Origin of the sequence: Sinorhizobium fredii, assembly GCF_002944405.1 — a bacterium.
Taxonomy (GTDB): Bacteria; Pseudomonadota; Alphaproteobacteria; order Rhizobiales; family Rhizobiaceae; genus Sinorhizobium; species Sinorhizobium fredii_C.
In genome coordinates, this window is record NZ_CP024310.1 from 1630366 (window position 1) to 1656076 (window position 25711).

Annotated in this window: 21 protein-coding genes; 8 read left to right on the forward strand and 13 right to left on the reverse strand. The window is 64.5% G+C overall.

From position 1 onward, the window contains the following. Positions 1–32: 32 nt before the first annotated feature. The 4 genes from NXT3_RS31230 to NXT3_RS31250 all read right to left on the reverse strand — a co-directional run bounded on the left by NXT3_RS31230 (position 33) and on the right by NXT3_RS31250 (position 5153). Complete coding sequence (locus NXT3_RS31230) at positions 33–1133, reverse strand: ABC transporter substrate-binding protein (protein WP_104841347.1); 1101 nt, start codon at positions 1131–1133, stop codon at positions 33–35. 45 nt (positions 1134–1178) lie between these two features. Continuing rightward, positions 1179–2240, reverse strand: a complete 1062-nt coding sequence (locus tag NXT3_RS31235) for an ABC transporter permease (RefSeq protein WP_037421217.1) — start codon at positions 2238–2240, stop codon at positions 1179–1181. 16 nt (positions 2241–2256) lie between these two features. Then, positions 2257–3753 carry a sugar ABC transporter ATP-binding protein gene (locus tag NXT3_RS31240; protein WP_104841348.1) on the reverse strand — a complete coding sequence of 499 codons (1497 nt, stop codon included), beginning with the start codon at positions 3751–3753 and terminating at the stop codon, positions 2257–2259. Between the two features lie 647 nt (positions 3754–4400). Further along, positions 4401–5153: a DUF1236 domain-containing protein gene (locus tag NXT3_RS31250; protein WP_104841349.1), complete on the reverse strand. Its 753-nt coding sequence runs from the start codon at positions 5151–5153 to the stop codon at positions 4401–4403. A 268-nt stretch (positions 5154–5421) separates the two neighbouring features. On the opposite strand from NXT3_RS31250, the gene NXT3_RS31255 reads away from it, so the two are divergent. Continuing rightward, positions 5422–6249: an SIR2 family NAD-dependent protein deacylase gene (locus tag NXT3_RS31255; RefSeq protein ID WP_104841350.1), complete on the forward strand. Its 828-nt coding sequence runs from the start codon at positions 5422–5424 to the stop codon at positions 6247–6249. Between the two features lie 111 nt (positions 6250–6360). Here the strand turns inward: NXT3_RS31255 and NXT3_RS32880 are convergent, their stop codons facing one another. After that, positions 6361–6765, reverse strand: coding sequence for a GFA family protein (locus tag NXT3_RS32880; protein ID WP_337442191.1), 405 nt, complete (start codon positions 6763–6765; stop codon positions 6361–6363). Between the two features lie 71 nt (positions 6766–6836). Then, positions 6837–7541 (reverse strand): SDR family oxidoreductase, encoded by a 705-nt coding sequence (locus NXT3_RS31265; protein ID WP_104841352.1) that lies wholly within the window; start codon positions 7539–7541, stop codon positions 6837–6839. Positions 7542–7936: 395 nt separating this feature from the next. Here NXT3_RS31265 and NXT3_RS31270 point away from each other — a divergent pair, with 395 nt between their 5' ends. The 4 genes from NXT3_RS31270 (at position 7937) to NXT3_RS31285 (ending at position 12480) form a co-directional block, all read left to right on the forward strand. Then, a complete protein-coding gene (locus NXT3_RS31270; protein WP_104841353.1) occupies positions 7937–10315 on the forward strand; it encodes a putative bifunctional diguanylate cyclase/phosphodiesterase in 2379 nt (792 codons plus the stop codon). A 2-nt stretch (positions 10316–10317) separates the two neighbouring features. Beyond that, positions 10318–11040 carry a substrate-binding periplasmic protein gene (locus NXT3_RS31275; RefSeq protein WP_104841354.1) on the forward strand — a complete coding sequence of 241 codons (723 nt, stop codon included), beginning with the start codon at positions 10318–10320 and terminating at the stop codon, positions 11038–11040. A gap of 248 nt (positions 11041–11288) precedes the next feature. Next, positions 11289–11489 (forward strand): DUF2905 domain-containing protein, encoded by a 201-nt coding sequence (locus tag NXT3_RS31280; protein WP_037421311.1) that lies wholly within the window; start codon positions 11289–11291, stop codon positions 11487–11489. A gap of 100 nt (positions 11490–11589) precedes the next feature. After that, entirely contained in the window at positions 11590–12480 is an 891-nt protein-coding gene (locus tag NXT3_RS31285; RefSeq protein ID WP_037421234.1) for a hypothetical protein, read from the forward strand. A gap of 333 nt (positions 12481–12813) precedes the next feature. Here the strand turns inward: NXT3_RS31285 and NXT3_RS31290 are convergent, their stop codons facing one another. Then, positions 12814–15357, reverse strand: a complete 2544-nt coding sequence (locus tag NXT3_RS31290) for an NAD-dependent epimerase/dehydratase family protein (RefSeq protein ID WP_104841355.1) — start codon at positions 15355–15357, stop codon at positions 12814–12816. Positions 15358–15669: 312 nt separating this feature from the next. Between NXT3_RS31290 and NXT3_RS31295 the strand changes: the two genes are divergently transcribed. Further along, positions 15670–16893 (forward strand): glycosyltransferase family 4 protein, encoded by a 1224-nt coding sequence (locus NXT3_RS31295; protein ID WP_037421240.1) that lies wholly within the window; start codon positions 15670–15672, stop codon positions 16891–16893. Here the strand turns inward: NXT3_RS31295 and NXT3_RS31300 are convergent. The 4 genes from NXT3_RS31300 to NXT3_RS31315 all read right to left on the reverse strand — a co-directional run bounded on the left by NXT3_RS31300 (position 16887) and on the right by NXT3_RS31315 (position 20781). Continuing rightward, complete coding sequence (locus NXT3_RS31300) at positions 16887–17714, reverse strand: HpcH/HpaI aldolase family protein (protein ID WP_104841356.1); 828 nt, start codon at positions 17712–17714, stop codon at positions 16887–16889. The genes NXT3_RS31295 and NXT3_RS31300 overlap by 7 nt on opposite strands. Before the next feature lie 73 nt (positions 17715–17787). Continuing rightward, positions 17788–18801: a TRAP transporter substrate-binding protein gene (locus tag NXT3_RS31305; RefSeq protein ID WP_097526922.1), complete on the reverse strand. Its 1014-nt coding sequence runs from the start codon at positions 18799–18801 to the stop codon at positions 17788–17790. Between the two features lie 37 nt (positions 18802–18838). Beyond that, positions 18839–20119 carry a TRAP transporter large permease gene (locus NXT3_RS31310; RefSeq protein ID WP_037421249.1) on the reverse strand — a complete coding sequence of 427 codons (1281 nt, stop codon included), beginning with the start codon at positions 20117–20119 and terminating at the stop codon, positions 18839–18841. Positions 20120–20229: 110 nt separating this feature from the next. Further along, positions 20230–20781, reverse strand: a complete 552-nt coding sequence (locus tag NXT3_RS31315) for a TRAP transporter small permease (protein ID WP_199773432.1) — start codon at positions 20779–20781, stop codon at positions 20230–20232. Positions 20782–20969: 188 nt separating this feature from the next. Between NXT3_RS31315 and NXT3_RS31320 the strand changes: the two genes are divergently transcribed. Next, positions 20970–22022, forward strand: a complete 1053-nt coding sequence (locus NXT3_RS31320; RefSeq protein ID WP_097526923.1) for a LacI family DNA-binding transcriptional regulator — start codon at positions 20970–20972, stop codon at positions 22020–22022. Between the two features lie 26 nt (positions 22023–22048). Next, on the forward strand, positions 22049–22801 hold the full coding sequence (locus tag NXT3_RS31325; RefSeq protein ID WP_097526924.1) for a hydratase: 753 nt from the start codon (positions 22049–22051) through the stop codon (positions 22799–22801). 253 nt (positions 22802–23054) lie between these two features. Here the strand turns inward: NXT3_RS31325 and NXT3_RS31335 are convergent, their stop codons facing one another. Both NXT3_RS31335 and crcB read right to left on the reverse strand, forming a co-directional pair. Continuing rightward, positions 23055–24992 (reverse strand): methyl-accepting chemotaxis protein, encoded by a 1938-nt coding sequence (locus NXT3_RS31335; protein WP_104841357.1) that lies wholly within the window; start codon positions 24990–24992, stop codon positions 23055–23057. 309 nt (positions 24993–25301) lie between these two features. Then, positions 25302–25691, reverse strand: coding sequence for a fluoride efflux transporter CrcB (gene crcB / locus NXT3_RS31340; protein ID WP_097526926.1), 390 nt, complete (start codon positions 25689–25691; stop codon positions 25302–25304). Between the last annotated feature and the right edge of the window lie 20 nt (positions 25692–25711).

A 25711-nucleotide genomic window follows, 5' to 3' on the forward strand; every position in this document is an offset into this window, starting at 1 on the left:
GGCACCATTCGCGGTGCCCCAGTCCTGGGAGATTACATCTTGCCCCAGAGCTTCTTGTAATGGTTGCGATAGCCGTTGTCGGGATCGAAGGTGTTCTTCGGGCCGCCGTCGAACTCGACATTGTCGGCGGTCACCACATGCAGCGGCGACAGGTAGCCCGACCATTTTTCGCCGGCGAAGGCGCGGTTCAGTTCGTCGACCAGCTGCCAGCCCTGCAGGTTGAGCGGCTCGGCAACCGTGACCTTCTGAAATTGGCCGGCGCGGATGCGCTGATAGGCGGATTCCGAACCGTCGCCGGCGGCGACGTTGATCGGCGCGTCGGTGCCGCCCTTGCCGGCGGCGGCAAGCGACGGTCCCATGAAATCGAAATAGAGGTCGTTGATCGCCAGCGAATGGGTCCATTGGTCGCCGTATTTCTGCAGGAGCGAGGTGGTCAATTGCGGCATGCGCTGCGACGTCTCCGCGATCGGCGTGTCGACATATTCGAGCACCTTGCCGCCGAGCGCTTCGATTTCGGTCTTCATCTTGTCGGCCTTGGCAATGGCGATCGCATAGGTCGAGTCGGTGAAGATCACCACGCCGGGCTTGCCCTTGGCGTCGACGAAGGCCCAGTTGGCGGCAGCCTTCGACACTTCCATCGCGTCGGTGCTGACATTGGCGAAGAGCCCGGTCTTATCGTCCGGCCCGATCACCGGCCCGGCATGCCAGGCGACGAGCGGAATGCCGGCGGCCTTGGCCTGTTCGAGGGCCGGCGCCTGCTCGACGGCGTCGAAGCCGTTGATGATGATGCCGGCCGGCTTCAGCGCCATGGCCTGGCCGAAAGCCGCCGTGCGGCCGCCGATCGAGCCGGCGCCGTCGATCACCTTTACCTCCCAGCCGATCGCGGCCGCAGCCTCCTCGACGCCGGTGGTGACGCCGAGGATGCCGCCGTTTTTGAGGTCGCCGGCGAGCACGACGATGGTCTTGCCCTCCTGAGCCTTCGGCCCCGCCGTCGGCCCGTCCCAGACGGTCACCTGGTTGGCATATTTCGTGACGATTGCCTGAGCATCGGCCATCGGATCGGCAAAGGCGACATTGGCGCCCATCAGTGCGATTGCCACCACCGTGCCTGTCATGAAAGTCCTGCGTTTCATATACCCGTCCTCCCTTGGGTTCGTTATCGATGCAGATTTTTGAGTTCACTTCGTTCCAGCCGGCTCCGGGACGGCCGCCGACGGCTTGCGCGTCACCGTTCCCCTCCTGCGCTGCGCGTAGCCGGCGATGCCGATCGCGACGAGCAAGGTGACGCCGTTGAAGAGCGGTTCGACGAAGAACGAGCCGCCGAATTGCTGGATGCCGGAGATGCCGACGGCGAGGATGATCACGCCGATCATCGTGCCCCAGACATTGACACGGCCGGGCTTGATGGTGGTCGAGCCGAGGAAGGCCCCGACCAGTGCCGGCAGCAGATATTCGAGGCCGACGCTCGCTTGGCCGATCCTAAGCTTCGAGGCGAGCAGCACGCCGGCAAGCGCGGCGAGCGTGCCGGAGGAGACGAAGGCGCCGATGACGAAGCGGCGCACCGGAATGCCGTTCAGCGCCGCCGCCTTGGGGTTCGCACCGATCGCGTAGACATAGCGGCCGATCGGCAGATATTCGAGCACCAGCCACAGCGCCAGCGCCAGGACGAGCACATAGAAGCCGGTGATCGGCAGGCCGAGCAGCATCGTCCCGTTCATGGAATAGAAGCCCTCCGGCAGGACGCCGACGACCTGTCGGCCGCCGGTGTGCCAGAGCGCCAGCGCATAGAGGATGGTTCCGGTGCCGAGCGTGGCGATGAAGGAGTCGATCCGCGCCACCTCGACGAGCAGGCCGTTGAGGAAACCGGTCAGCGCGCCGAGCAGCAGCACGATGACGACGGCGACCGGCCAGGGCACGCCGAACATCGTCTGCAGGCTGATTGCCAGGATGTGCCAGAGGACGATGCCGTAGCCGACCGTCAGGTCGATGCGGCCGGAGGCCATCGGGATCATCGCCGCCAGCGACAGGATCGCGATGATCGCCTTGTCGGAGATGATCGAGCGGACATTGAGCACCGTCGGAAAGGTCTGCGGCAGGAGCAGCGAGAACAGCACGATCAGCAGCAGCGTCAAGATGACGAGGCCATAGACCGGCAGGAAGCGGATCAGCTTCTGCGCCAGGCTGAGGCCGGCAAGCTCGCCTCTTGTCGGTTCAAGAGCGGTGGATTCAATCGACTGCATTTTCTTCTCCCTGAACTCAGGCGGCTTCGGAGGCCGAGGCGGCGGCGATCACCGCCGAGGTCGTCAGTTCTTCGCCCTTCAGCTCCCGGACGATGCGTCCGCGCGAGAAGACCAGGGCGCGATGGCAGATATGGGCGATTTCCTCGAAATCGGTCGAAACCACGACGACCGCGAGCCCAGCCTCGTGGGCGCGAGCGATCAGCCGGTAGATGTCGGCCTTGGCGCCGACATCTACGCCCGCCGTCGGATCTTCGGCGACGAGCAGCTTGCGGCCGGTCGCGAGCCAGCGCCCGACCACGACCTTCTGCTGATTGCCGCCGGACAGCGCCTCAATCGGCAAGCTTTGGTCGTTCGGCCTCAGCCCGACGCTGTCGCCGATCGCTTTCGCCAGGGCGGCCTCCTTGGCGGGGGCGAGAACCGAAAGCAGCCCCCGGCCCGAGGCCCCAGGATTGAGAAAGGTGTTCTCGCGCAGCGACAGCGACATGGCGACCGATTCCTCCGTGCGGTCGCGGGCAATCAGCCCGACGCCGGAGCGCATAGCCGCCACCGGGCTCGTCAGATCGGGGGTCTCGCCGCCGATCGTCACCGTTCCCGAAAAGGGCTGGCAGCCGAACAGCGCGCGGCCGACCAGTTCCTGGCCCGCGCCGCGCAGGCCGACGAGGCCGATGAGTTCGCCCTTCAACACATCGAAGGAGACCGGCCCGACACCCTGGCAGGCGAGCTGCCGGACGCTGACCACCGCTTCGCCCGGCCGGCTCTCCGCCTTGACGAAGAGCTGGTCGGCCTTGCGTCCGACGATCATCTCAATGAGCTCGTCCGGCGTCGTCTGGGCAACCGGCTTCTGGCCGACGAGGCGGCCGTCGCGCAGCACCGCGACCCGGTCGGCGATGCGGAAGATCTCGTCGAGCCGATGCGAGACGTAGATCATCGCGACGCCGCGCTCCTTCAGGGGCCGGATGGCATCGAAGAGCCGCTCCACTTCGTCGGCCGGAAGGCTCGCCGTCGGTTCGTCGAGCACCAGCACGTCCGCCTCCACAGCCAAGGCGCGGGCGATCGCCACCAGCGATTTTTCCGTGCGGGTCAGGGATTGGATGCGCGTCGAGGGTTCAAAATCGCAGCCGACGAGACGCAGCGCCTCGCGTGCCCGCTCCTCCGTTCGGCGCCAGTCGATCAGCCGCGTCCGCATCGAGAAGCCCTGCGCCAGACCGACATTCTCGGCGACCGTCATCCATTCGATGAGGCCGAGGTCCTGATGGATGAAGGCTACTGGCTGGCGCTTGTTCGGCTTCGGCGGCTGGTTGACATAGGGCTCGCCGCGGAACCGGATTTCACCACCATCCGGCCGGTAGATGCCGGCGAGCGTCTTGATCAGCGTCGACTTGCCGGCGCCGTTCTCTCCGAGAAGCGCGAGGATTTCACCAGCTTCGAGATCGAGCGAGACCTGGGTGAGCGCCTTGGTGCCGCCGAACTCCTTGGTGATGGAGCGGAACTCCAGCAGCGTTTGACCATCCATGCGCTCCTCCCAAAGCCAATTGAGGCGGAGCTTATGTTATCGATAACATGATGGTCAAGAGGGATATTGAGGGAACGCGACATGCGGTGCGGGCCGGAGATCATGACACGCCGGCGCGTCTCACCCTTATGTTGTTCTGCACAATCGAGCCATGGATCTTCGGTCAGCCGGTCGTTGACGTCTTCCGCGATCCGCGCATCTGGTCGCTTGTAGCCGCGGGGGCCCTTTCCCCGGAAGCTCCCCACTTCATAGTGGGTCCTGCGGCCGCCGGGCCAGCCCTCCTGACCGGAACGGTCCCGGAAGGGCGGCACGTTCTCATAGGGGTCGAAGGAACCGAGTTCCTCGATGCGGTGCGCCAGATCTCGACCCGAGAGGCCATAGGGATCGCCTCCGCCGCGGTCCGAGCGTCGCAACGCGTCCGCGAACCATTCGCCGTTGTAGCGCCGGTCGCCGCGGCGACCCCGCCGCTCCTCGTCAGATCCCCTCTCGCGGAACGATCCGCCATGCCATGCATAGTCGCGCCGCGGCTCGGGGCGGGCCGGAATTCGTCTCTGGTCCTGCCAATTGTCTTTCATCCACCCTCCTCCATCCTTCCCTGGAAGGGATGCCCGCTGGTCGATCCGGCGAGCATCGATATGTGCCGATTGCTACGCCAGGATGATGACGATCTTCAGCGACGAGGGTTCGACGATGACGATCCGGCCGTCCGCCAGGACGAAGAACAGATAGCCCTCGTATCTCGGCACAATCTTGACGATGCGCGCCGGAACCGGCTTCAGCTTGACCTTGACGGTTTCCGGAACGGCGACGCCGACGGATACGTCGAAGTCGAGGTCGATGGGCTCGACCTTTTCTTCCTTGATGATCTGGGTGATCTCGGTCTTCTGCTCCACCGTCACGTTGACATCCGTGGACGAGCCGGAGGCCTGACCCTCCTGGGTTTTCTGCTGCTCACCTCCGCCGGACTGCTGCTGCTGCTCGGTCTCGCCCTCGGCCGGCTTCTGCTCGGTGCCGGACTGGGAGGCGCCGCCCTCGGTCTCTTGCTGCTGATCGGAGCTGTCCTGGCCTTGCTGCTGCTGTTGTTGCTGCTGCGTGTCGGTTTCCGTTTGCTGCTGCTGATCCGGTTGTTGCTGCTGGTCGGTGCCGCCCTGCTCGGGCTGCGCCTGCTGCTCGCCCGACTGGCCCTGCTGGCCCTCGCCGGTCGCTTCGCCGCCCTGTTGGGTCGCTCCACCCTCAGCATCGGGTTGCTGGCCCTGTTCGGCGCCGCCCTGCGGACATTCCGTGCCCTCCGGGCACGTGGTCGTTTGCCCCTGCGCCGGCTGCTCTGTCTGCGCGAGCGCCGGCCCGTAGGCGACGCCCAGGCTCAAGGCAAGAGCGCTCTTGATAAGAATGCCTTTCATCGACTGTTCTCCAGATTCACAGTCCCTTCCGCTGGCCAACCGCGAGGCGAAAAGTTTGTTCCCTGGAGGTTCTTGCCCGGCCGGCGTTTGCCCTAATCCATAAGGAGTAAGCCATGACACTTCGTTCCCGAACCGTTGCTCTGCTGTTCGTACTTACTTCAGCCATTGATTGTGGAGGCGACGGGCGGCGTAGAAGCGCGGCTTCGCCCGATGGAACAACTTGCCGCGGACCGGGTTGAAGGCTGCCGGACGGAAGGCGGGAGTGAAAATGAAGGAGCATCTGGAGGCCATTGCCTCGGCGTTGAACGGGCGGCATGCGGTGTTGTTCGTGGGCGCCGGCGTGTCGATGAGCGTCGGCTTGCCATCCTGGAGAACGCTGATCGACCATATGCTGGATGACCTCCATCTCGACTGCTCCGTGATGAACGATCAGGACGTCACCTATCAAACGATTGCCGAGTGTTACCGGCTGGACCATGGGAATATAGATGCACTCTGCACATGGATGCGTGAGAATTGGCACGTCTCTCCAGAAAGCATCAGGAAATCCGACTTGCATCGGCTGATTGTCAGCCTCGATTTCCCGATCATCTACACCACCAACTACGACAGCAATCTCGAGGTGGCCTACGAGGTCCACGGCAAGCCCCATTCTAAGGTCAGCCACGCGAGAGACATGGCCACCGCTCCTGCGGGGGCGACTCAGATCATCAAATATCACGGCGACTTCGACGATGTCGAAACGCTCGTCCTGACCGAGACCGACTATTTCGACCGGCTGTCCTTCGACTCGCCGCTCGATGTGCGCTTCCGCAGTGATGCCCTCGGGGCGACGGTGCTCTTCATCGGATACAGCATGTCGGATCTCAATATCAGGCTGCTCCTGCACCGAATCTGGAGCACCTGGCGGGGATCCGGCTATGAGAGAGATCGGCCGCGATCGTACGTCTTCATGTATAAGCCCAATCCGGTGCAGAAGGCGGTCCTGAGCCATTGGGGCGTAACGGTGCTCGACGGAGAAGGGTCAAACCCGCAGGAGGCGCTGCTTGCTTTCATTCGCGCGCTTTGCTCGGAGGCGGGCTGTCGTGAAGACTAGGCGCTCGACCTTATGGATGGAGCCAATGTTTGGGCATGATTACGGGCGTGCCGACGCCGTTGGCAGACAAAGGCCAAAAACTCGGCGCGCGTTAGACTCGCGAGCGCACTGTCAGGTGGGACCCGGTAGCTCTGGCAAGGCGTCCGGCACCCGATCCCAAGGAGCATGGCTGTGCGGAAAGAATGACCAGGTCGGCTTGAACACCGAGGGATCGTCGAGCGTGCCCGCGTAGATGTTTACGAAGTCGGGAATTACCTCCGGCGTGCTGAAGAGAAGACTACCACAGGTGGGGCAAAAGTGGCGGACCGTCATCTTTCCGCTCCCTCCGGGAGCCGCGTAGCCTCTTGTCTCGCCGCTAATCGTTACCCTCTCGCGTGGCATGCTCATCGCCGGGACATGGCCCGAACCGGAAGCCCTTTGGCAATCCCGACAATAGCAGACCAATGAACAATCCGGATCACCCTCGCACCCGTAGCGCACCGCACCGCACAAACAGCCGCCTGCTATCATCACCATCTCCTGAATCACGCCGGACTCCCTCGAGAGCCGAAATCCCAATCCTGGCTCTTACGTCAGGATCACTCGATCTACACCGAGCGGGTAAGCCCGCCATCCACCCGGATATTCTGGCCTGTGATATAGCTGGCGCCCTCGGAAGCAAGGAAGGCGACGGTGGCGGCGATCTCTTCGCTCGTGCCGTAGCGCTTCATCGGCACGCTGTCGCGGCGGGCATCGGTCGCCGGCAGGCTGTCGATCCACCCCGGCAGAATGTTGTTCATGCGGATATTGTCCTTGGCATAGCTGTCCGCATAGATCTTCGTATAGGCGGCGAGCCCGGCGCGGAAGACCGCGGAGGTCGGAAACATCTCCGAGGGCTCAAAGGCCCAAGCCGTCGAGATGTTGATGATCGAGCCGCAGCCCTGGCCCTGCATGATCGGCGTCACCAGCCGCACGGCGCGGATGACGTTCATCAGGTACGTGTCGAGGCCCCTGTGCCAATCCTCGTCGCTGATTTCGGTGATCGGCGCGCGCGGCCCGTGACCGGCGCTGTTGACGAGCACATCGATCCGACCCCAGGTCGAGAAGGCAAGATCAACGAGCGTCTTCAGGTCCTCGTTCGACTGGTTCGAGCCGGTTACCCCGACGCCGCCAAGTTCATTGGCGAGCGCCTCACCCTTGCCGGAGGAGGACAGAACTGCGACCTTATAGCCGTCCGCAGCCAGTCGCCGCGCCGCCGCCGCCCCCATGCCGCTGCCGCCTGCCGTTACAAGGGCCACTTTTTCCTGTGCCATGTGCTGTCCTTTCGCCTGTCGATTCGGCCGAGTTTGACATGGCGCGCGGTGCGCGCAAAGCCGAGCATGTCCAGTCGATGCTGGGCCGGACGCCGCACAAAGCCGCCCCGGCCGCCATCCGGCGTCGAGAATCCAGCCCGATTTCGATAATACGCCCCCGACATCTGCGCAATTCGGATATTCCAGCGCGATTGGGCTAGCGGCGAGGCGCATTATTTACGGAAGTCTAATGTTTTCAATGGACCATGGGCCCGGTTCGTTCTCGGTTGCAGGGCTGACGGGTCGGCGACGGAGCGCTTCGGCGCCTGCCGCAGAGCGGAGATCGGACCGGGAATGGGCAAGGCCGCGGTGCACCTCGCGTCGGCCTTCGATGCGGTGTGGTCCTGGGCATTGAGATGAATACGCATTCGGTAGAGAGCCGCTTCATACTGATCGTTTCCAGCGCTCTCCTGCTGTTGATCGCCCCGCTATTCGCGCTTTTCTTCTATCTCTCGAACGAGCGCGCCTATCGCGACGTCATTGACCATGGCCAGGTCCTGCTCAAGGCCAACTCGCTGGCGCTCGGCAAGCCGCTCTGGGATTTCGACGAGGAAAGCGTCCGGCAGATCGCCGGCACGATCCTCGCGGACCGTTCCGTGGTCTCGGTCCGGGTCCACGAGGTCGCCGGCGGGCTCGACGTCAGGCTGCCGGAGCGCTCCCGCGACAGGGATCCGCCCGGTGAGATCCTGTCCACCGCCGTCCATTACCGCTCGGTCGATGGCACCAAAACGGTCGGCAGCCTGGAAATCGCGCTGCGCCAGCGCGACCTGCGCTCCGATTTCGAGTTCGACGATGCCGTCTATGTCGGCATCTTTCTATTTGCGATCGTGATCATCACCGCGGCGGCCATCCTGGGCAACCGTCTGATGGTGACGCGGCCGCTGCTCCGCCTGACACACGCCATCGAGGCGACGCGCCGGCTCGGGTCCCGCCATATGGTCGACTGGGTATCGGCGGACGAAATGGGCATGCTGGCCGCCAACTTCAACGAGATGCAGGCGCGCCTCGCCCAGGAGGAAAACGATCTCAAACGCGCCCATCAGAAGACGACACGCCTCTACAACCTCACGCCGGCGAAGCTCTATTCCATCGACGACGACGATCGCCTGACGGCGGTCAGCGACTATTGGCTGCTCGCCACCGGCTACGATCGCGAAAGTGTCATCGGCCACGCCTTCGCCGATTTTCTCGACCCGGCGACGCGGCCCGCCTACGAAAACCGCAAACGCCAGGCGAGTGAAGACGTGCAAGGCGCCTCAGTCACCGTCAAGTTCAGATGCGCCGACGGACGGCTGATCGACGTGCTGATCAAGGAGGTGCAGGCCCTTGAGGCGGGCGACACGCTGTCGCTGGCCGTCATGACCGATGTCACGGAATTGAAAACCGCCGAACAGCGCAACCATGTGCAGGCGATCACCGATCATCTGACCGGCCTCCTCAACCGCCCCGGCTTCGAGACGGCGCTCGACGCGGCGATCCGCCAGGCGGCCGCGGACGGCGGAGAACTCGCCTGCCTGCTGATCGACCTCGACCGCTTCAAGCCGATCAACGACAATCTCGGCCATGCCGCCGGCGACGAGGTGCTGCGCCAGATCGCCTGCCGCATCCGCACGCAACTGCGCGGCAAGGACAAGGTCGGGCGCCTCGGCGGCGACGAATTCGTCGTGCTGATCTCCGCACCGAAGGCTGAGAACGCCGCGCTGCAGATCTCCGAGCGCATCGCCGCCGCCTGCGCTGAGCCGGTCGTCGTCGACGGCAACGCGCTATCGCTGAGTGCCAGCATCGGCATCGCGCTCTATCCGGCTCAGGCGAAGAGCGCCGCCGAGCTGCTGCAGAAGTCGGACATGGCGATGTATTCCCGCAAGCACAATGGCAAGAACGGCGCGAAACTCTTCGATCCGCTGATCGCGAGCCTTGCGCAGGAAAGACTGAAGATCGAGACCTATATCGAGGACGGGCTCAGGCAGGACTGGTTCGACGTCCATCTGCAGCCGATCGTCGACCTCAAACTCGGGAAGGTCGCCGGCTTCGAAGCGCTGATGCGCCTCAACCATCCGGAACACGGCGTCCTGCCGCCGGCGGACATCATTCGGGTCGCCGAAGAAACCGGCGCGATTCTGCGGATCGGCGAGCGCATATTCGAAAAGGCCGTGGCCCATCTCGCCCGCCTTTCCTCCATTCCGGGCCTGGAAACCAGCTATCTGGCGGTCAATTTCTCGCCGCTGCAATTCTCCCCGAGACTGCCGGCCGCCGCAGGTTCCATACTGATGAAATGGGGGATTCCGCCCACCCGCATCGTCGTCGAGATCACCGAAGCGGTGCTGATGCATCACAGCCCCGACATTCGCGACGTCCTCGGCGCGCTGAGCGGCGCCGGGATGAGAATCGCTCTCGACGATTTCGGTACCGGCTATTCCTCGCTCAGCTATCTCGTCCATTTCCCGGTCAGCATCATCAAGATCGACCAGGCCTTCACCCGCTCGCTGACCGATGACAGTGACACCGTCCGCCGGCGGGTGCGAAAGCTCATTGCCGGCATTCAAATGGTCGCCAAGGAACTGAATTGCCAGGTCGTCGCCGAAGGCATCGAGACCGACGAGCAGCTGAACACGCTCCTTTCCATGGACGTGAACTGCGGGCAAGGATATTTCCTCGGGCATCCCCAGCCCGTCGCCGCCATTCTTTCCGGACACCAAACAGGGCACCGGCTGCTGCTCGCCGTGCCAGGGAACTGACGATGAAACAGATCTTCTTCCTGATGAGCCTTCTCTTTCCGCTCGCCGCCCAGTCGGCGGACGTGAAATTCGTCACCGAATCCTACCCTCCCTTCAATTTCCGCGAAGGCGAGGTCTACAAGGGCGCTTCGGTCGAGCAGGTCCGGCTTCTCATGGACGATGCAGGCTTAAAATTTACGATGGAGATGATGCCCTGGGCCCGGGCGCTCTTCCTGGCCGAAAGCCAGGAGATGCATTGCGTCTTCACCACCGTCCACAACAAGGAGCGCCACGGCCGCTTCAAATGGGTCGAGCCTCTCCTGAAAAGCCGCACGGTGCTGATCCGCAAGGCCGGCTCGCCCGTCGATCCGAAGACGCTCGACGAGGCGAAAGCCTTCAAGGTCGGCACCCAACGCGACGACTTCACCCAGACGATCCTCGAGGAAAACGGCTTCCCGCGCATCGATCTCGCCACCGACCTGGAACTAACGCTCAAGAAGCTGCTCACCGGACGCATCGACCTGATGCCGATCTCGGAGAAATATTTCGACAAGCTGAAGCGCGACGGAGCGCCCATCGAATCGACGGTCGTCCTTGCCGAGGACATCTACTCGATCGCCTGCAATCCTTCCGTACCGGACGAGCTGATCGGCCGCATGCAGAAGAGCCTCGACAAGGTCATCGCCGACGGCACCCAGTCGCGCCTGTTCGAGAAATACGGGCTGGCGAGCGAAGAGCAGAAGTAGACCGCTATTGCACGTCCACTGACACAGGCGCGTGGGTTGCAGTAAGGCAGGGCTCTCCTCTCCCATCATTCCTGTGCTCGTCACAGGAATCCCAGCCCATGCCTTTGGGCTGAAAGACTCTTCCGCGTCGCGGACGCGGCACTGCTGGATCCCTGTGACAAGCAGGGATGACGGCAAAAACGTGGTCCGCCGGCGGCTAGCCTTGTATGATCCGCGAAGGCTACACACTCGGAAAGAGGCAGGGACAGATGTCCCGTGTCCTGATCATCATCGGCCTCGTCATCGTGGCCGTCGGCATCCTCTGGCCCTGGCTGACGCGCATCGGCTTCGGCAGGTTGCCGGGCGACATTCTGATCGTGCGCGAAAATTTCTCGATCTATATCCCGATCACGAGCGGCCTCATCGTCAGCATCCTGCTCACCGCTATCCTCTGGCTGGCTAACCGCTAGACGCTTGCCGGCAATCGGCTGTGAACGGAAGGGAACGAATTGGGTTTCGACAGGTTAGTTGCTGGAGTGATAACACCCTGAAACACAAGGGAGCTTTTTCATGAGCGACCCACTCTACACGAGTCCCGCAACGGCGCCTGCCGAGTCCTTGGTTGCCATAGCGCCCAGCAAGCTCGATTGGGCGGCAATATTCGCCGGCGTCGCCCTGGCACTGGCAGTCCAGCTTCTCCTCAACCTGCTCGGCGTCGGCCTCGGCGCGGCGGCCTTCGATCCCGGCAGCGGCGACAATCCCGGTCCCGGCACCTTCTCGATCGCGAGCGGCATCTGGTTCGCTCTTTCCGGCATCATTTCGGCCTTTGCCGGCGGCTATCTGGCCAGCCGGCTGTCGGGGCGGTCCGGCACGACGACCGGGGCCTATCACGGGCTGACGACCTGGGCGGTGACCACCCTGATCGTCGTCTATCTGCTGACGACCTCGGTCGGCGCGCTGCTTGGGGGCGCACTGAGCGGCCTCTCCTCGGTGGTCGGCGGCGCCGGGCGCACCGTTGCGACGGTTGCCACGACGGCGGCACCAGCGCTTTCAGGGGCGGACGATCCCTTCGCCGACATCGAGGGGCAGATCCGCGAGACGATCGGCGGCGATGATCCGGCTGCCATGCGCGATGCGGCCGTTGCGTCGATCCGCGCCCTCGTCACCGGCGACGAGACACAGGCGGAGGAAGCCCGCAACCGTGCTGCCGATGCCCTTGCGCGGGCCCAGAACATCCCGCCGGATCAGGCCCGCGCCCGCGTCCAGGAGTACGAGCAGACCTACCGTTCGGCCGTCGAGGATGCGCGGAGGAAGGCCTCCGATGCGGCGGACACGGCCGCGACCGTCGTCTCCAGCGGCGCATTTCTCGGCTTCTTCTCGCTGCTGCTCGGCGCCGCCGCCGCCTGGCTCGGTGGCTGGTACGGCACGCGTCGCCTGGACGGGCTGACGGACGTCTCATGATCGGGGTAAGCCGGTCCTCAGCTTGCCCCCCCGCATCGATCCGAGGGGCGGGCTGAAGCAAGGCCCGATACGCTAATCATTGCTGCGGCGGTCGCAGGCACCCCCCTCTGCCCTGCCGGACATCTCCCCCACAGGTGGGGAGATCAGCAAGTGGGAACCTCCCGCCATCGATAGCCAATGCATGCGCTTGCAGGTGCCTTGAGTTCGGCATAGGCGCGCTGGCTTGGGGCAGAGCGGCGTTTCCAGCCAATCTCCCTCCTTGTGGGGGAGATGCCCCGTCACACCTTCCCCCCAGATCTCCCGTTCCCACCAGATTCCGCTTTAACAGGCCATTCAGACGATCGCTCGATCCCAGCCTCCGTAATGTTCCTCGCTGCGCGTTCCGCGCGGCAGGCTGAGGGCGATCAGGCCAAGGCCGAGCAAGAAATCCGCGACGCTTGCAACCATGCCGCCGCCCGAAAGCACGAACGGCGAGGCGGCCACCCAGGCGCCGGTCGCGACATTGAGGAAACGTACCGGACGCGCCACCTCGGCCATTGCCGTGACGGCGACCAGGATGACGAGGCAGCCGACCACATGATCGCTGTAATAGAGCGGCGGAGAGCTGCCGAAGATCAGCGGCGTCGTCATCAGCATCGCGCCGAGACCCACGCCTGCTACCAGCGTCCACGGGAAGTTCACCCCGCCGGTAATGAACTCCTTGATGAGCTCGGAGGCCGGTCGGTCGAGATCGGGCGCCGGCGACTGGTTTTCTGACAGGGCGGGGCCGCCCATCCAGAAGGTGCGCCAGAACGGCTCGCCAGCCTTTGTCGCCCGCCAGAGATATTGAACGGCCGCCAGCACCTCGTCGATCGAATAAGGGATCAGCACCACGGTGACCGCCGCTTGGACGATGCAGAGCGTGCAGAGCGCGCCGATCAGCGGCGGCTGGATGATGATGAAAGAGACGCTGACCACGCCAAGCGGGATAATCAGCAGGCCGAAGAGCAGCACCATCCATGGCATCGTGCGCCAGCGGCGCCGGTCGCCGATCGCGCCGGCGAGGATGTCGAGCCCATAGGCAAAGGCGCCGAAGCCGGCGTCGGCGATCGGGAAGCCCTTCGAGACCCAGGACGTCACCACCGCTTCGCTGCCGTTGCGGACGGGAGCTCCGCCCGCGCCGAAAAACGGGTCCCAAAGGCCATCGATATGCCCCATCTGATAGGCGGCGAGGTAGCGTGAGACGAACAGGCCGACGAAGGCAAGCGCGACGATGGGAATGCGCTGCGTGAAGGCGGAAGGCGAATAGCTCCAGCCGAGCGGTCGGTCGTCATCCGCCGCCAGCGCCCGGCTGCTGATGCCGGGCGTTGGCGGGATCATCACGGCGAGGACCGGGATCAGCAGCCCGACCAGCGTGTCGATGCCATAGGCGGCAGCGCTGGTGGTCCAGAAGACGAGTGGCGCCAGCATGATCCAGACGCCGAGTGCGGCGGTGATCCATTGTGTCCAGGACCAGCGGCGATACATCCCGAGTAGCGCAAAGAAAACGACCAGCAGTCCTGACATTATCTCGCTGATGCCAAGCCGCGCATTGCGGATAGCTGCCGCCGCGATCTCGTGCCCGAGGGCGGGCGGTGACGGAACGGTGACGGGATCGAAAAGGCCGAGCGTCATCGGCGAGGCGACGAGCCACAGACCCAGCGCGACATTCGCCATCGGCGCCCAGAGGGTGAAAAGCCGCTGCCGCTCGACGGCGGCCTCGACCTCAGCGTGACTGCGCTCCAGCGGCCTATCGAGCCTTCGTTTCGCCTGCTCGATCTCTGGCTCCGACGCGGCGACGGTGGAGGGCTCGAGCTTGTTTTTCTTGTACCAGTCAGTCGGGTCACGCTTGAGCCGCCGGATCATCTCCGGCAGCGTGCGGGAGAGGCGGTGTTTCGGCTCCCAGCCGATGAGGTTGCGGGCGCGGGATATGTCGATCTCGAAATGGTCGTCGGAGTTCTCGATCATCCACGGCCTGATGTCGCTCTCCTGATCGAGCACCTCCGTCTGCACCCATGACCCGGTCTTGGCGAGCCCCTTGGGGAGCACGAAGGTGCGCCAGTCCTCGCCGTGGAGAAGCCGGCCGATGCTCTTCTGCAATTCCCCATAGGAAAGCGTTTCCTCCTCGCCGATCAGCATCACGCTTTCGGCGGGCAATTCGCAGCGCCGGTCGACGGTGCGCACGACGGCCTCGACCAAGTCGTCCTTGTGGAGATAGGGCTGCCCCGCCCGAAGATCGCCGGTGAACAGATAGGCGGTCGGCAGCCGCTCGAAGATGCGGGCGATCTGCTGGGCGATGAAGGTGGCCCTGCAATCCTCGTCATAAACGCCGGCAAGCCTGAGGATCACCGTCTTGATCTGCCCGCGCTCCCCAGCGATCACAGCTTCCGTCTCGGCCTTCGACTGTGGATAGGCCCAGGAAGGCTCGAGAGGCGCATCCTCGTTGATCCTTGCGCCCTTCGCCGGGCTCGGCGCGTGTACCAGCAGCGTGCTGGAAAAGACGAACTGCTCGGTCTCCAGTTCCTTCAGCGCCGCAAGCAGCCGGCGCGTCCCCTGGACGTTGACCGCGTCATATTTCGGGTCGGTCTTGCCGGTCGTATCGTAATAGGCGGCGAGGTGGATCACCGAGGCGACGCGGCCGCCGCTCCGCTTGCCGATTTCCTGTACGGCCTTCCTGATGCTGTCGTCGGAGGTGAGGTCTATCTCGATCGTCTCGAGACGGTCCGCCGCGCCTTTCGGGGCTGCCACGTCCAGGCCGATGACGCGGTAGCGATCCTTGAGGCCGTGAGCGATCGCCTGTCCGAGAAAGCCACTCGAGCCAGTGATGAGAACGGTCGGTCGATCTGTCTCGTTCGGCATTCTTGAAACCTTCGCGGGAGTTTCGTTGCAAACGTCCCTTCGATGGGGAAGGTTCCGATTGCGGCGGTCCGGGCCGCTCGACGTACCTCACATGCCTGAAGCCGATCGCCGATCGCCCGCGGCGGCGCGCAGTCCTCTGGGCGCTCGGCACAACTCACCTGCGAGGCGAAGGCGGCGTCTGCAGCCGCAGGCAGCCGGCGGCTGCCCTTCGGGAACAAGAGCCGCTTTCGGCAATTGTTGCAGGAGATTGACCTTGCCCTTTTCGAGCGAACGCCCCCACCCCCGCCTTCGCTCCGTTACAGGAGTTCAGCAATGAGAATTGCCCAGATCGCCCCGCTTGCAGAACGTGTTCCGCCGAAGCTTTACGGCGGAACGGAGCGGATTGTTCATTGCCTTACCGAAGAACTCGTCAGGCTTGGCCACGACGTCACGCTCTTTGCGAGCGGCGACTCGCTCACCTCCGCCGAGTTGGTGCCCTGCTCGGAGGTCGCCCTCAGGCTCAACCCGGACGTGACCGATTTCCTTCCCCATCACGTCGTCATGCTCGAGGAGGTGCGCCGCCGCGCGCAGGAGTTCGACGTCCTGCACTTCCATATCGATTTGCTGCATTTTCCCCTTGTCAGGGATTTCGCCGACCGCACCGTGACGACGCTGCACACGCGCCTCGATTTATCCGATCTCCAGCCCTTCTATCGGCTGTTCACCGATATACCCCTCGTCTCCATATCCGACGACCAACGCCGGCCCATCCCGCCGGTGAACTGGAGGGGCACCGTCTATCATGGCCTCGACGCCGCGGTGCTGCCGTTCACCGAGAAGCCGGCCGGCAACTACCTGGCCTTTTTGGGCAGGATCTCACCCGAGAAGGGCCCGGAGAGGGCCATCGAGATCGCCACCCGGGCCGGCATGCCGCTGAAGATCGCGGCAAAGGTCGACAAGGCGGATCGCGCCTACTGGGAACGTGTGGTCGAGCCGATGGTGGCAAGCCATGCCAATGTCGAGTTCATCGGCGAGATCGACGAACGCCGGAAGCCGGAGTTCCTGGGCAATGCCGCGGCCCTTCTCTTCCCGATCAACTGGCCGGAGCCCTTCGGCTTGGTGATGATTGAGGCCATGGCCTGCGGCACGCCGGTGCTCGGCTTCCGCTACGGCTCCGCCCCGGAAGTCATCGAAGACGGCCTGTCGGGAATTCTCGTCGACTGGGTGGAGGACGCCGTCGCGAGGATGGACGAGGTCCTGAGCCTCGACCGGCGGAGGGTGCGGGGAGCGTTCGAGCGCCGCTTCACGGCGGAGCGGATGACGCGCGACTATCTGGAAATCTACCGCAATCTTCCCGGCGTCCGGAGCGACGCGCCGCGCGCGGCGGCGGGCGATCGGATCGGCCTCGAGGTCGCCCACCAACCCTGGCGAAGCGCGGTCGAAAGCGCTTTGCCGCTCGCCGAGGCCGGCACGAGCCGAGGGGCGATCCCGGTGGTCCTCGATGGCCCCAAGACCCTTGGAACGGAAGAGCCCCGCGGCGGGCGGCCCGGTCAGTAAGATTTCTTGAGGTGCGAGGATGCGGCCGCCTGTTGGCCGCCCTTCTCCGCCTGCCGCAACGCTTGGTACTCGGCAACCGCCGCCAGACCGGCATCGCGCAGCAGCGCCACGTCGTGGGGCCCGGCGATGATGCGATAGCCGCGGTCGATCAGTTCGCCGACGGAGGCACCGGCGTTCGGCACCGTGCCCATGATCTTGCCTGAGGCGAGGATCGCCCTCTCGGCTCGGGCAACCAGTTCGCGCACCTCCGGATGGCCGGTCTGCTCGAGGCGGCCGATCGAGCCAGCGAGATCGTTGACGCCGATGAAGATGATGTCGGCGCCCTCAGTCGCCGCGATCGCCTCGGCGTTGTCGACCGCCGTGAAGGACTCGATCTGCACGGCGATCAGCATGTTGTCGTTGGCCTTGTGGATATAGCCGGGCTCCAGCCCGAAGGTTGAGGCGCGCACCACACCGGCCGCATAGCCGCGGATCCCTTGCGGCGGATAGCGGCAAGCGCGGACCGCCGCAAGTGCGGCTTCCGCCGTGTCGACCGAGGGGATCATCACCGACTGCACGCCGGCGTCGAGCACCCGCTTCAAAAAGACATGATCGTTCCAGGGGACCCGCACCAGCGCCGGCGAGGGCGTCGTTTCGATGGCGCGGAGCGTGTCGATGATCTCGCTGGTCTCGCCGACGCCATGCTCATGATCGACGAGAAGGAAGTCGAAGCCGGCATGGCCGAGGATTTCCGCATTGGTCGGCGAGCCGCCGCCGACCCAGCATCCGAACGCGACGTGACCGGCGGAAAGGTGGGCCTTCAGGCGGTTTGGTGTGTACATGGACAGAGAGCCTCGAATTATTCGGAAGGGACAGCATGGGGCGCGCCTTCACGCCCCATGCGATGGCAGGAGTTCAATTGGCGGAGCGCACCCGCTCGATCGTCTCGTTGAGCGCCTTGACGAGGTCCGGATTGGCGGAGGCGGCGAATTTCTCCGCGACCGGCTTGGTCTTCTCGCGGAAGCGGGCGATTTCCTGTGGCGGCAGCTTGGTGACCGTCATGCCCGAGGCGGCAAGCGCGTCGACCGCCTTCTGGTCGGCATTGCGGGAGAGCTGGCGCTGGAAGGCGGCAGCCTCGGTGGCGGCGGCCTGCAACAGATCCTTCTCCTCCTGGTCGAGCTTTTCCCAGAGCGGCTTCGAGAACAGCAGCACCATCGGATTATAGGTGTGGCGCGTCAGCGTGATGTACTTCTGCACCTCGTTAAGCTTGGCCGTCAGAATGCTCGGCGCCGGGTTTTCCTGGCCGTCCACCGTGCCGGTCTCGAGCGCCGTATAGACTTCCGGGAACGGCATCGGCACCGCATTGGCGCCGAGCGCCTGGAACATTTCCAGGTAGATCGGCGACTGCACGACGCGGATCTTCAGTCCCTCGATGTCGTCGACCTTCTCGACGGGGCGGCGGCTGTTGGTGAGGTTGCGGAAGCCGAGCTCCCAATAGGCGAGCACGACGAGGTTCTTGTCGTCGAGTTCCTTGGCGAAGGTCTTGCCAACCTCGCCGTCCATCACCGCGTCGGCTTCCTTGGTCGATTCGAACAGGAAGGGCAGGTCGAGGATGGCGAAGTCGGGCGCAAGGCTTGCCATCAGGCCGGCATTCATCACGGACATCTGCAGGAGCCCGCCTTGCAGCGCCGTCACCGACTGGAGGTCCCCGCCGAGCATGCCGGCCGGGAAGACCTTGACGTCGATCTTGCCGCCGCTCTTTTCCTTGACGATCTCGGCGAACTTGCGCTGGCCGATGACGAGCGGCGAGCCTTCGGCGCCGGCGCTGGCGAAGCGGATGGTCTGCTCGTTGATCTCGGCGCTTGCCGAGAGCGGCGCGACGGATGCCAGCATCAGGCCGGTCATCAAGGCCATCAAAGTCTTACGCATGTCGTTTCCTCCTTGATAAAATGCGATTTTCTGGAATTCAGCGTCCCAGCCAGGCGGCGGGCCAAGTGACGAGTTCGGGGAAGGCGATCATCAGCCCCAGCACGACGAGCTGGGCGACCATGAAGGGCGTGACGCCGCGGATCACCGTTTCCATGTTGAGACGGGAGACGCCGGCGACGACGTTCAGCACCGTGCCGACCGGCGGGGTGACGAGGCCGATGGAATTGTTGATGATGAACAGCACGCCGAAATAGATCGGGTCGATGCCGGCTGCCTGCACCACCGGCACCAGCACCGGCGCGAGGATCAGGATGGTCGGAGCCATGTCCATCGCCGTGCCGACGATGACGACGAGGATCATGATCGCCAGCATCAGCAGCTTCGGGCTGTCCATCAGCGGCGACAGGAGCTCGATTACCTGCCCCGGCAGGTCGGCGATGGTGATGAGCCAGGCCGAGACGAGGGCGGCCGCTACGAGGAAGATGACAACGCTCGTGACCTTGGCGGAGGAGACGAAAACGGCATAGAGCTGGGAGAGGCTGAGCTCGCGGTAGATGCAGGTGGCGACCAGGATCGAATAGACGGCAGCGACGACGGCGGCCTCGGTCGGGGTGAAGAGGCCGAATTTCAGGCCGAAGATGATGATCACCGGCAGGCCCAGCGCCCAGAGGCTTTCGCGCAGCGCCTTCAGCCGCTCCGCACCGCTGGCGCGCGGCCGGAGTTCGATCTCCTCCTTGCGCACCATAAGCCACCAGGCGACCGCAAGCCCGACGCCGATCATCAGGCCCGGCGCGATGCCGGCCATAAAGAGCTTCGAGATCGACAGGTTGGCGGTGACGCCGAACAGGATGAAGGCGATCGACGGCGGGATGATCGGTCCGATGACCGAGGCCGAGGCGACAAGGCCGGCGGAGCGCGCCTTGTCGTGACCGGCCTTGACCATCATCGGCACGAGCAGCGCGCCGAGCGCAGCCGCATCGGCGACCGCCGAGCCGGAGAGCGCCGAGAGCACGCAAGCGGCGATGATCGCCACATAGCCGAGCCCGCCGCGCACATGCCCGACCAGCGCCAGCGCCAGCGCCACGATTCGCTTCGACAGCCCGCCGGCATTCATCACCTCTCCCGCCAGCATGAAGAAGGGCACGGCGAGCAGCGTGAAGCTGTCCGTGCCGCCGACGAGGTTCTGCGCGAGGATCTGCGGATCGAACATGGCGAGCTGCACCATCAGCGCCACGCCGCAGATCAGTAGCGCATAGGCAATCGGCATCCCGATCGCCATCGCGGCGAGAAGGGCGGTGATGAAGACCAGAATTGTCATCGCGGACCAACCTTTACCGCCTATTGCTCGGGGATCACGTCCCTCCGATTCAGGCTGCAGACCTTCGGAAGCGCCAGCGCCGGCGCGTTGAAACGGCTACCGGCGAACCCTCAGCGCGGCGGCGCGCTGCCGGGCGGCAATTGCGCGATGTCGAAATCCTCTTCCGATTCCTTGACGCCGATCAGTTCCTCGTCGCTGATCCGGCCGGTGAGCGAACGCAGCAGCGAGAGGCAGAACCAGGCGGCCGCGAAACCCGTGAAGATCAGCACCGGCACGAAGAACCAGGCTTGCGAGATGCCCATGACGGGCGTCGTCATGCCGAGATTGATGCCGAACTGCTGCCAGGTGCCGGAGAAGACCAGCCAGGTCGTATAGAGCATCAGCAGGTTGGAGAGGACGAAGCAGAGGAGCCGGCCCTTGCGGGAGAGCCGGCGGATGAGCGTATCGACGCCGAGATGCGCCTGCTCGAACAGCGTCACCGCGGCGCCGAGAAAGACCACCCAGACAAACAGCAGGCGCGACAGCTCTTCCGACACGGAAATACCGGTGTTGAAGGCATAGCGCAGCACGACATTGCCGAAGACGAGAACCAGCATCGCCGCCAGACAAAGGGCCAGCAGGAACTCCACGGGGTTCAGCAGGAATTTGCGGATCGCGAACAAGATGGCTCCTCCTCCGATGAAGGCTCTCCCGGCCATGCGCCTCCGCACATCACCGCCTCCGGACAGCCGATCAGAATGTAAGCGCTTACATAGCACTTTCAGACGGCCTGTCAAATGGAAAGTAAATGGGTTGGAAAAGGGCATGTAACCGTATACATAGCTAATCGATTGAGGAGAGATCGATTCCCATGGGACGTGGAGGAAGAGAGCGGAACGGACACACGGGCGCCCGGGCTCTCGACGTTGCGGCGCTGGCGGGCGTTTCAACCGCCACGGTGTCCCGCGCCTTCAATGCGCCGGAAAAGGTCGCGCCGGACATCCGCGAAAAGGTGCTGAAGGCCGCGGCCGAGCTTGGCTGGATGCCGCATCCGGCCGGCGCGGCGCTCGCCAGCCGCCGCACCTGGCTCGCCGGGGTGCTCATTCCGACCCTCGACAACGACGTCTTTGCTTCGCAGGTCGGCGCCCTGCAGACGCGCCTGTCCGCAGACGGCGTTACGGTGCTGATCGGCTGTTCGAACTACAACGCCGACCAGGCCGCCAACCAGGTCCGCACCATGCTGGCGCGCGGCGTGGAGGCGCTGGCCGTCGTGGGCGAGTCCCACCGCCCCGGCCTGTTCGAAACGATCGCGGCGCGCGGCGTCCCCTATGTGGTCACCTATTCACATCGGCCCGGCTCCCCTCACCCGAGCGTCGGCTTCGACAACGCCGCCGCCTTCCGGCGGATCGCCCGCCACCTGCTCGAGCTCGGCCATCGCGATTTCGCGCTGATCCATCAGCCGTCGATCGACAACGACCGGGTCGTGGCGCGCGTCGAAGGCCTGCGCGCGGCACTCGCGGAGGAAGGCGTGGCGCTCAGGCCGCAGCATGTGCGCGAGGGGCCGGCGAGCATCGCCTTCGGCCGCGAGAGCCTGCGCTCGATCATGGAAGCGGCGGGTCCACGGCCGACGGCGGTCGTCTGCGGCAACGACGCGCTGGCGATCGGCGCGCTCATAGAGGCGCGCGCGCTCGGCATGAGCGTGCCGGAAGAGCTCTCCATCACGGGGTTCGACGACGTGGCGATGGCAGAACAGACCGATCCGCCGCTCACGACGATGCGCGTCGACAATGCCGAAATCGGCCGGCGGGCTGCGGACTATCTGCTCGCCTGCCTTGCCGGCCGGCAGCCGCCGCCGCCGCCGCCGCTCGAAAGCCGCCTGATTCTCCGGGCATCGACCGGCGTCCCTGCCCGTTCCGCCGCCTGACCATTCCCCCCAAAACGAATGCCCGCATGACCCACGCTACACTTTTCGATGCCGCCGATCTCGCCCACCGCTTTGCAACCGCAAAGGACCGCATCGCGGCCGCAGAGTTACCGGTGCCGGCGACCATTGCCGAGGCTATCGCCGTGCAGGTCGCGTTCGTCGCGCCCGAGGACGGCGTCGCGGGATACAAGGTGGCCCGCTCGCCCGAAGGCATGAGCGTCGCCGGCCGTCTCTCGCCGATCGCGGCCCACGCCGACGCCGAGCCGGCTACCTTTCGCTGGCGCAACGGCCTGCGTGTCGAAGCGGAGATCGGCTTCCGCCTTGCCGCGGGCTTGCCGCCCCGGGAAGCCGGCTATAGCCGGGACGCGGTGATCGCCGCCATCGGCTCCATCCATCTCGGCGTCGAGGTGCTCGACAGCCGCATCGAGGAGGGCGGCAAGGCGCCATTCCTGCTCTTCCTCGCCGACCGGCTCGGCAATGCGGGCTATGCGTTCGGGCCCGAGCTGCCGCGCGAATTTCTCGACGGCGCGGAGGGGCGGCCGCTGGAAGTGAGCCTCGACGGAGCCCCGCTGTTCGCAGGCGAGGCCCACCACCCGGCAAGCGATGTGCTCGCCTGGCTGGTCGGCTGGGCAAATGAGACAGAAAGGGCGGAAGACACGCTTTCCGCCGGGGAGATCGTCACTACCGGCAGTCTCTGCGGCGCCCTCGATGTCGCAGCACCCGGCCGCATCGACGTGAGGCTCGACGGCAGATGGAGTCTGGCGGTTCGGTTCGAATAGCGAAAAGCCGGACCTCGGGAACGACGAAATAGCACCCCTCTGCCCTGCCGGGCATCTCTCCCCACAAGGGGCCCACAAGGGGAGAGATCGGCGAGTGGCAACGCCTCGCTCAAACCAATTCGGTGACTTCAGCGTTCACGAGCTTGGTGTCGGGCAGGGCCTCGCCTTTGTCCAATTTCCCTCCTTGTGGGGGAGATGCCCGGCAGGGCAGAGGGGTATACCACTTGGGCAGTTCGGCGCGGCTCCCTCCCTCTCAGAACTCCTGCCATTCCTCCGCCACGGCGGCGTTTCCGCGGAAGGACTGCGCCACCTTGGCGACCATCTGGCGCGCCGGTGAAGCAGCCGTGCCTCCGCTTGCAGCCGGCGCTGGGCGCTTTGATGCGGCGCCGGCGCCGATGTCGAACTGGCGCAAGAGCTGGAACAGCGCGTCCGCCTCCTTGGCAAGACCATGGGCGGCGGCTGTCGCTTCCTCGACCATCGCCGCGTTCTTCTGCGTCCCCTGGTCCATGGTGTTGACCGCCGTGCTGATCTCCTTCAAGCCTGTTGCCTGTTCCCTGGAGGCCTCGACGATCGCCCCGACATTGCCGTCGACCTGCTGGACCTGCTCGACGATTTCCTCGAGCGCCTTGCCGGTTTCGCCGACGAGGGCGACGCCGTTCTTGACGTGGTCATTCGAGGTGTTGATCAGTTCCTTGATCTCCTTGGCGGCCTTGGCGGAACGCTGCGCCAATTCGCGCACTTCCTGGGCGACGACGGCAAAGCCCTTGCCGGCCTCGCCGGCCCGCGCCCCCTCGACGCCGGCATTCAGCGCGAGAAGGTTGGTCTGGAAGGCGATCTCGTCGATGACGCCGATGATATTGCCGATCTCGACTGCCGAGGTTTCGATCTTGCCCATGGCGCCGACCGCGTCGCGCACGACGCGTCCGGAGCGCTCCGCATTGTCCTTCGTCTTGCGAACGAGCTGGCCCGCCACCTGGGCACGATTGCTGGAGTCGGCGACCGTTGTGGTGATCTCGTCGAGCGCCGCCGCCGTCTCCTCGACGGAAGCCGCCTGCTGTTCTGTCCGCTTGGCGAGATCGTCGGAGGCCGAGCGTATCTCCTGGGCGCCGGCTGCGATCGCGCTTGCATTCTCGGCAACCGCCTGCATCGCCTGGCGCAGCTTTTCGACCGCTCCGTTGAAGTCGAGCCTCAGCTTGTCGAGCGACGGAATGAACGGCGTGTCGATCCGCTGGGTGAGGTCGCCCGAGGCGAGATTCTGCAGTGCGGCGGCGAGCTGATGAACGGCCTGGCCGGTCTGCTCCGCCAAGGCATTGCGCTGCTTTGCATCCTCTTCAAGCCGCTGGCGCTCCGTCATCGTGCGCGTCGTCTCCGCATTCGCCTCGCGTTCCGCCTTTGCGGAGATCGCATCCCTGAGCGCCGCAACAGCACGCGCCAGCATGCCGATCTCGTCGCGGCGTGCTTCGAGGTGACGATCCCCCGTCAGGTCGCCCTCGGCCATCGCCTTCAACGACAGCTGCAGCCTGGACAGCGGTCCGATGATCGAGCGCGCCGACAGCGCCGCAGCGATGATCGAAAGCAGGGCAGCGATACCCAGCGCCGTGAATGCCAGTGATTCGAACCCGCTCACGGCATCGCGCACGTGGCTGCCGATCGATTTGTTCAGCGCCTCCTGATAGTCGATGAACTTGTTGATGGCGCCGAGCCAGGCGTCGAACAGGGGGCGGGCCTGCTCCAGCAGGATCCTGCGCGCGCCGTCGCCATTTCCCTTCTCCTGGAAGGCGATGATGTCGGCGACGAGCGGATTGGTCTTCGCTTGAATGTCGGCGATTTCGGCCAGAATGGTTTTTTCCTGATCGCTCGCGCCGGCAGCGATCATCTCGGCCATCCGCTTCTCGTTCTCGGCATAGGTGGCGGCGAGCTTTTCGATCAGCGCCACTGCTTTCCTGCGCTCCTCTTCGGAGGTCACCAGAGTGACGTCGCGGATGGCGATCGCCCGATCATGAACGCTGCCGCGATAGTTGATTGCAAAGCGTTGCTTGGCACTGTTCACGTCGTTGATGGTAGCGAGATTGCCATTGATCTCTTCGACCTGAACGGCCGAATAGATGGTCAAGCCGACCATCATGAGAAGCAGGAAGCCGAAGCCGACGGCGAGGCGCGCGCCAATCCCGAAGCTCTTGAAATAGCTCATCGATGTTTCCTCGTCCCTTTAACGCAATTGCCGCGCCTCGACCGCTTTCTGGCTGGACCGTTCGCTTGCGTCCTTCAGAATCAACGTATCAAGGAGGCGCGAGCGGGCGCATGCCGCAGCCCGCGTCAAAACCGTCCCAATGCAGTGAAAACCAGTCCCAGCGGCGGCTTGCGCCGCGAAGGCCACCCGCCCTCATGGCGGTTGAGACGAGCGTACATCGCTTCGCTTTGCCTCAAGAAATGGCACCTGTTGGTTGCGAAATCGTGAATAATTAGCTTTGCTATAAAAGTAATTTCTAAAATTTGATAATCAGGCCGCCTGGCCGGCCGCGAGCAGGCGGACGAGCATCACCCCGGCGAGCAAGCCGAGAAGTGAAAAGATCACGGAAGAAGCGGCGTAGATTGCCGCGGCGGCCCACTCGCCGCGCTCATAAAGGCCGATCGTGTCGAGCGAGAAGCTTGAAAAGGTGGTGAATCCGCCGAGCACGCCGGTCGCCAGGAACAGCCGCACATCCTGAGGCAGATGGACGCGCAAGGCGAAATACTCGGCGATGAGCCCCATGGCGAAGGAGCCGGCGACGTTGACCGCCAGGGTGCCAAAGGGAAAGGCGGCACCGAGGAGCTGCGCGGCAAGCTGGTTGACGCCATGGCGCATGGCGCCGCCCAATCCGGCGCCAAGGAATACCAACAGATAGGCCATTGCCGTCCTTTTTCCTCTCG

Coding starts and splice junctions, on each gene's coding strand:
- NXT3_RS31230 (WP_104841347.1), bottom strand. CDS start 1,133: ATGAAACGCAGGACTTTCATGACAGGCACGGTGGTGGCAATCGCACTG.
- NXT3_RS31235 (WP_037421217.1), bottom strand. CDS start 2,240: ATGCAGTCGATTGAATCCACCGCTCTTGAACCGACAAGAGGCGAGCTT.
- NXT3_RS31240 (WP_104841348.1), bottom strand. CDS start 3,753: ATGGATGGTCAAACGCTGCTGGAGTTCCGCTCCATCACCAAGGAGTTC.
- NXT3_RS31250 (WP_104841349.1), bottom strand. CDS start 5,153: ATGAAAGGCATTCTTATCAAGAGCGCTCTTGCCTTGAGCCTGGGCGTC.
- NXT3_RS31255 (WP_104841350.1), top strand. CDS start 5,422: ATGAAGGAGCATCTGGAGGCCATTGCCTCGGCGTTGAACGGGCGGCAT.
- NXT3_RS32880 (WP_337442191.1), bottom strand. CDS start 6,765: ATGGTGATGATAGCAGGCGGCTGTTTGTGCGGTGCGGTGCGCTACGGG.
- NXT3_RS31265 (WP_104841352.1), bottom strand. CDS start 7,541: ATGGCACAGGAAAAAGTGGCCCTTGTAACGGCAGGCGGCAGCGGCATG.
- NXT3_RS31270 (WP_104841353.1), top strand. CDS start 7,937: ATGAATACGCATTCGGTAGAGAGCCGCTTCATACTGATCGTTTCCAGC.
- NXT3_RS31275 (WP_104841354.1), top strand. CDS start 10,318: ATGAAACAGATCTTCTTCCTGATGAGCCTTCTCTTTCCGCTCGCCGCC.
- NXT3_RS31280 (WP_037421311.1), top strand. CDS start 11,289: ATGTCCCGTGTCCTGATCATCATCGGCCTCGTCATCGTGGCCGTCGGC.
- NXT3_RS31285 (WP_037421234.1), top strand. CDS start 11,590: ATGAGCGACCCACTCTACACGAGTCCCGCAACGGCGCCTGCCGAGTCC.
- NXT3_RS31290 (WP_104841355.1), bottom strand. CDS start 15,357: ATGCCGAACGAGACAGATCGACCGACCGTTCTCATCACTGGCTCGAGT.
- NXT3_RS31295 (WP_037421240.1), top strand. CDS start 15,670: ATGAGAATTGCCCAGATCGCCCCGCTTGCAGAACGTGTTCCGCCGAAG.
- NXT3_RS31300 (WP_104841356.1), bottom strand. CDS start 17,714: ATGTACACACCAAACCGCCTGAAGGCCCACCTTTCCGCCGGTCACGTC.
- NXT3_RS31305 (WP_097526922.1), bottom strand. CDS start 18,801: ATGCGTAAGACTTTGATGGCCTTGATGACCGGCCTGATGCTGGCATCC.
- NXT3_RS31310 (WP_037421249.1), bottom strand. CDS start 20,119: ATGACAATTCTGGTCTTCATCACCGCCCTTCTCGCCGCGATGGCGATC.
- NXT3_RS31320 (WP_097526923.1), top strand. CDS start 20,970: ATGGGACGTGGAGGAAGAGAGCGGAACGGACACACGGGCGCCCGGGCT.
- NXT3_RS31325 (WP_097526924.1), top strand. CDS start 22,049: ATGACCCACGCTACACTTTTCGATGCCGCCGATCTCGCCCACCGCTTT.
- NXT3_RS31335 (WP_104841357.1), bottom strand. CDS start 24,992: ATGAGCTATTTCAAGAGCTTCGGGATTGGCGCGCGCCTCGCCGTCGGC.
- crcB (WP_097526926.1), bottom strand. CDS start 25,691: ATGGCCTATCTGTTGGTATTCCTTGGCGCCGGATTGGGCGGCGCCATG.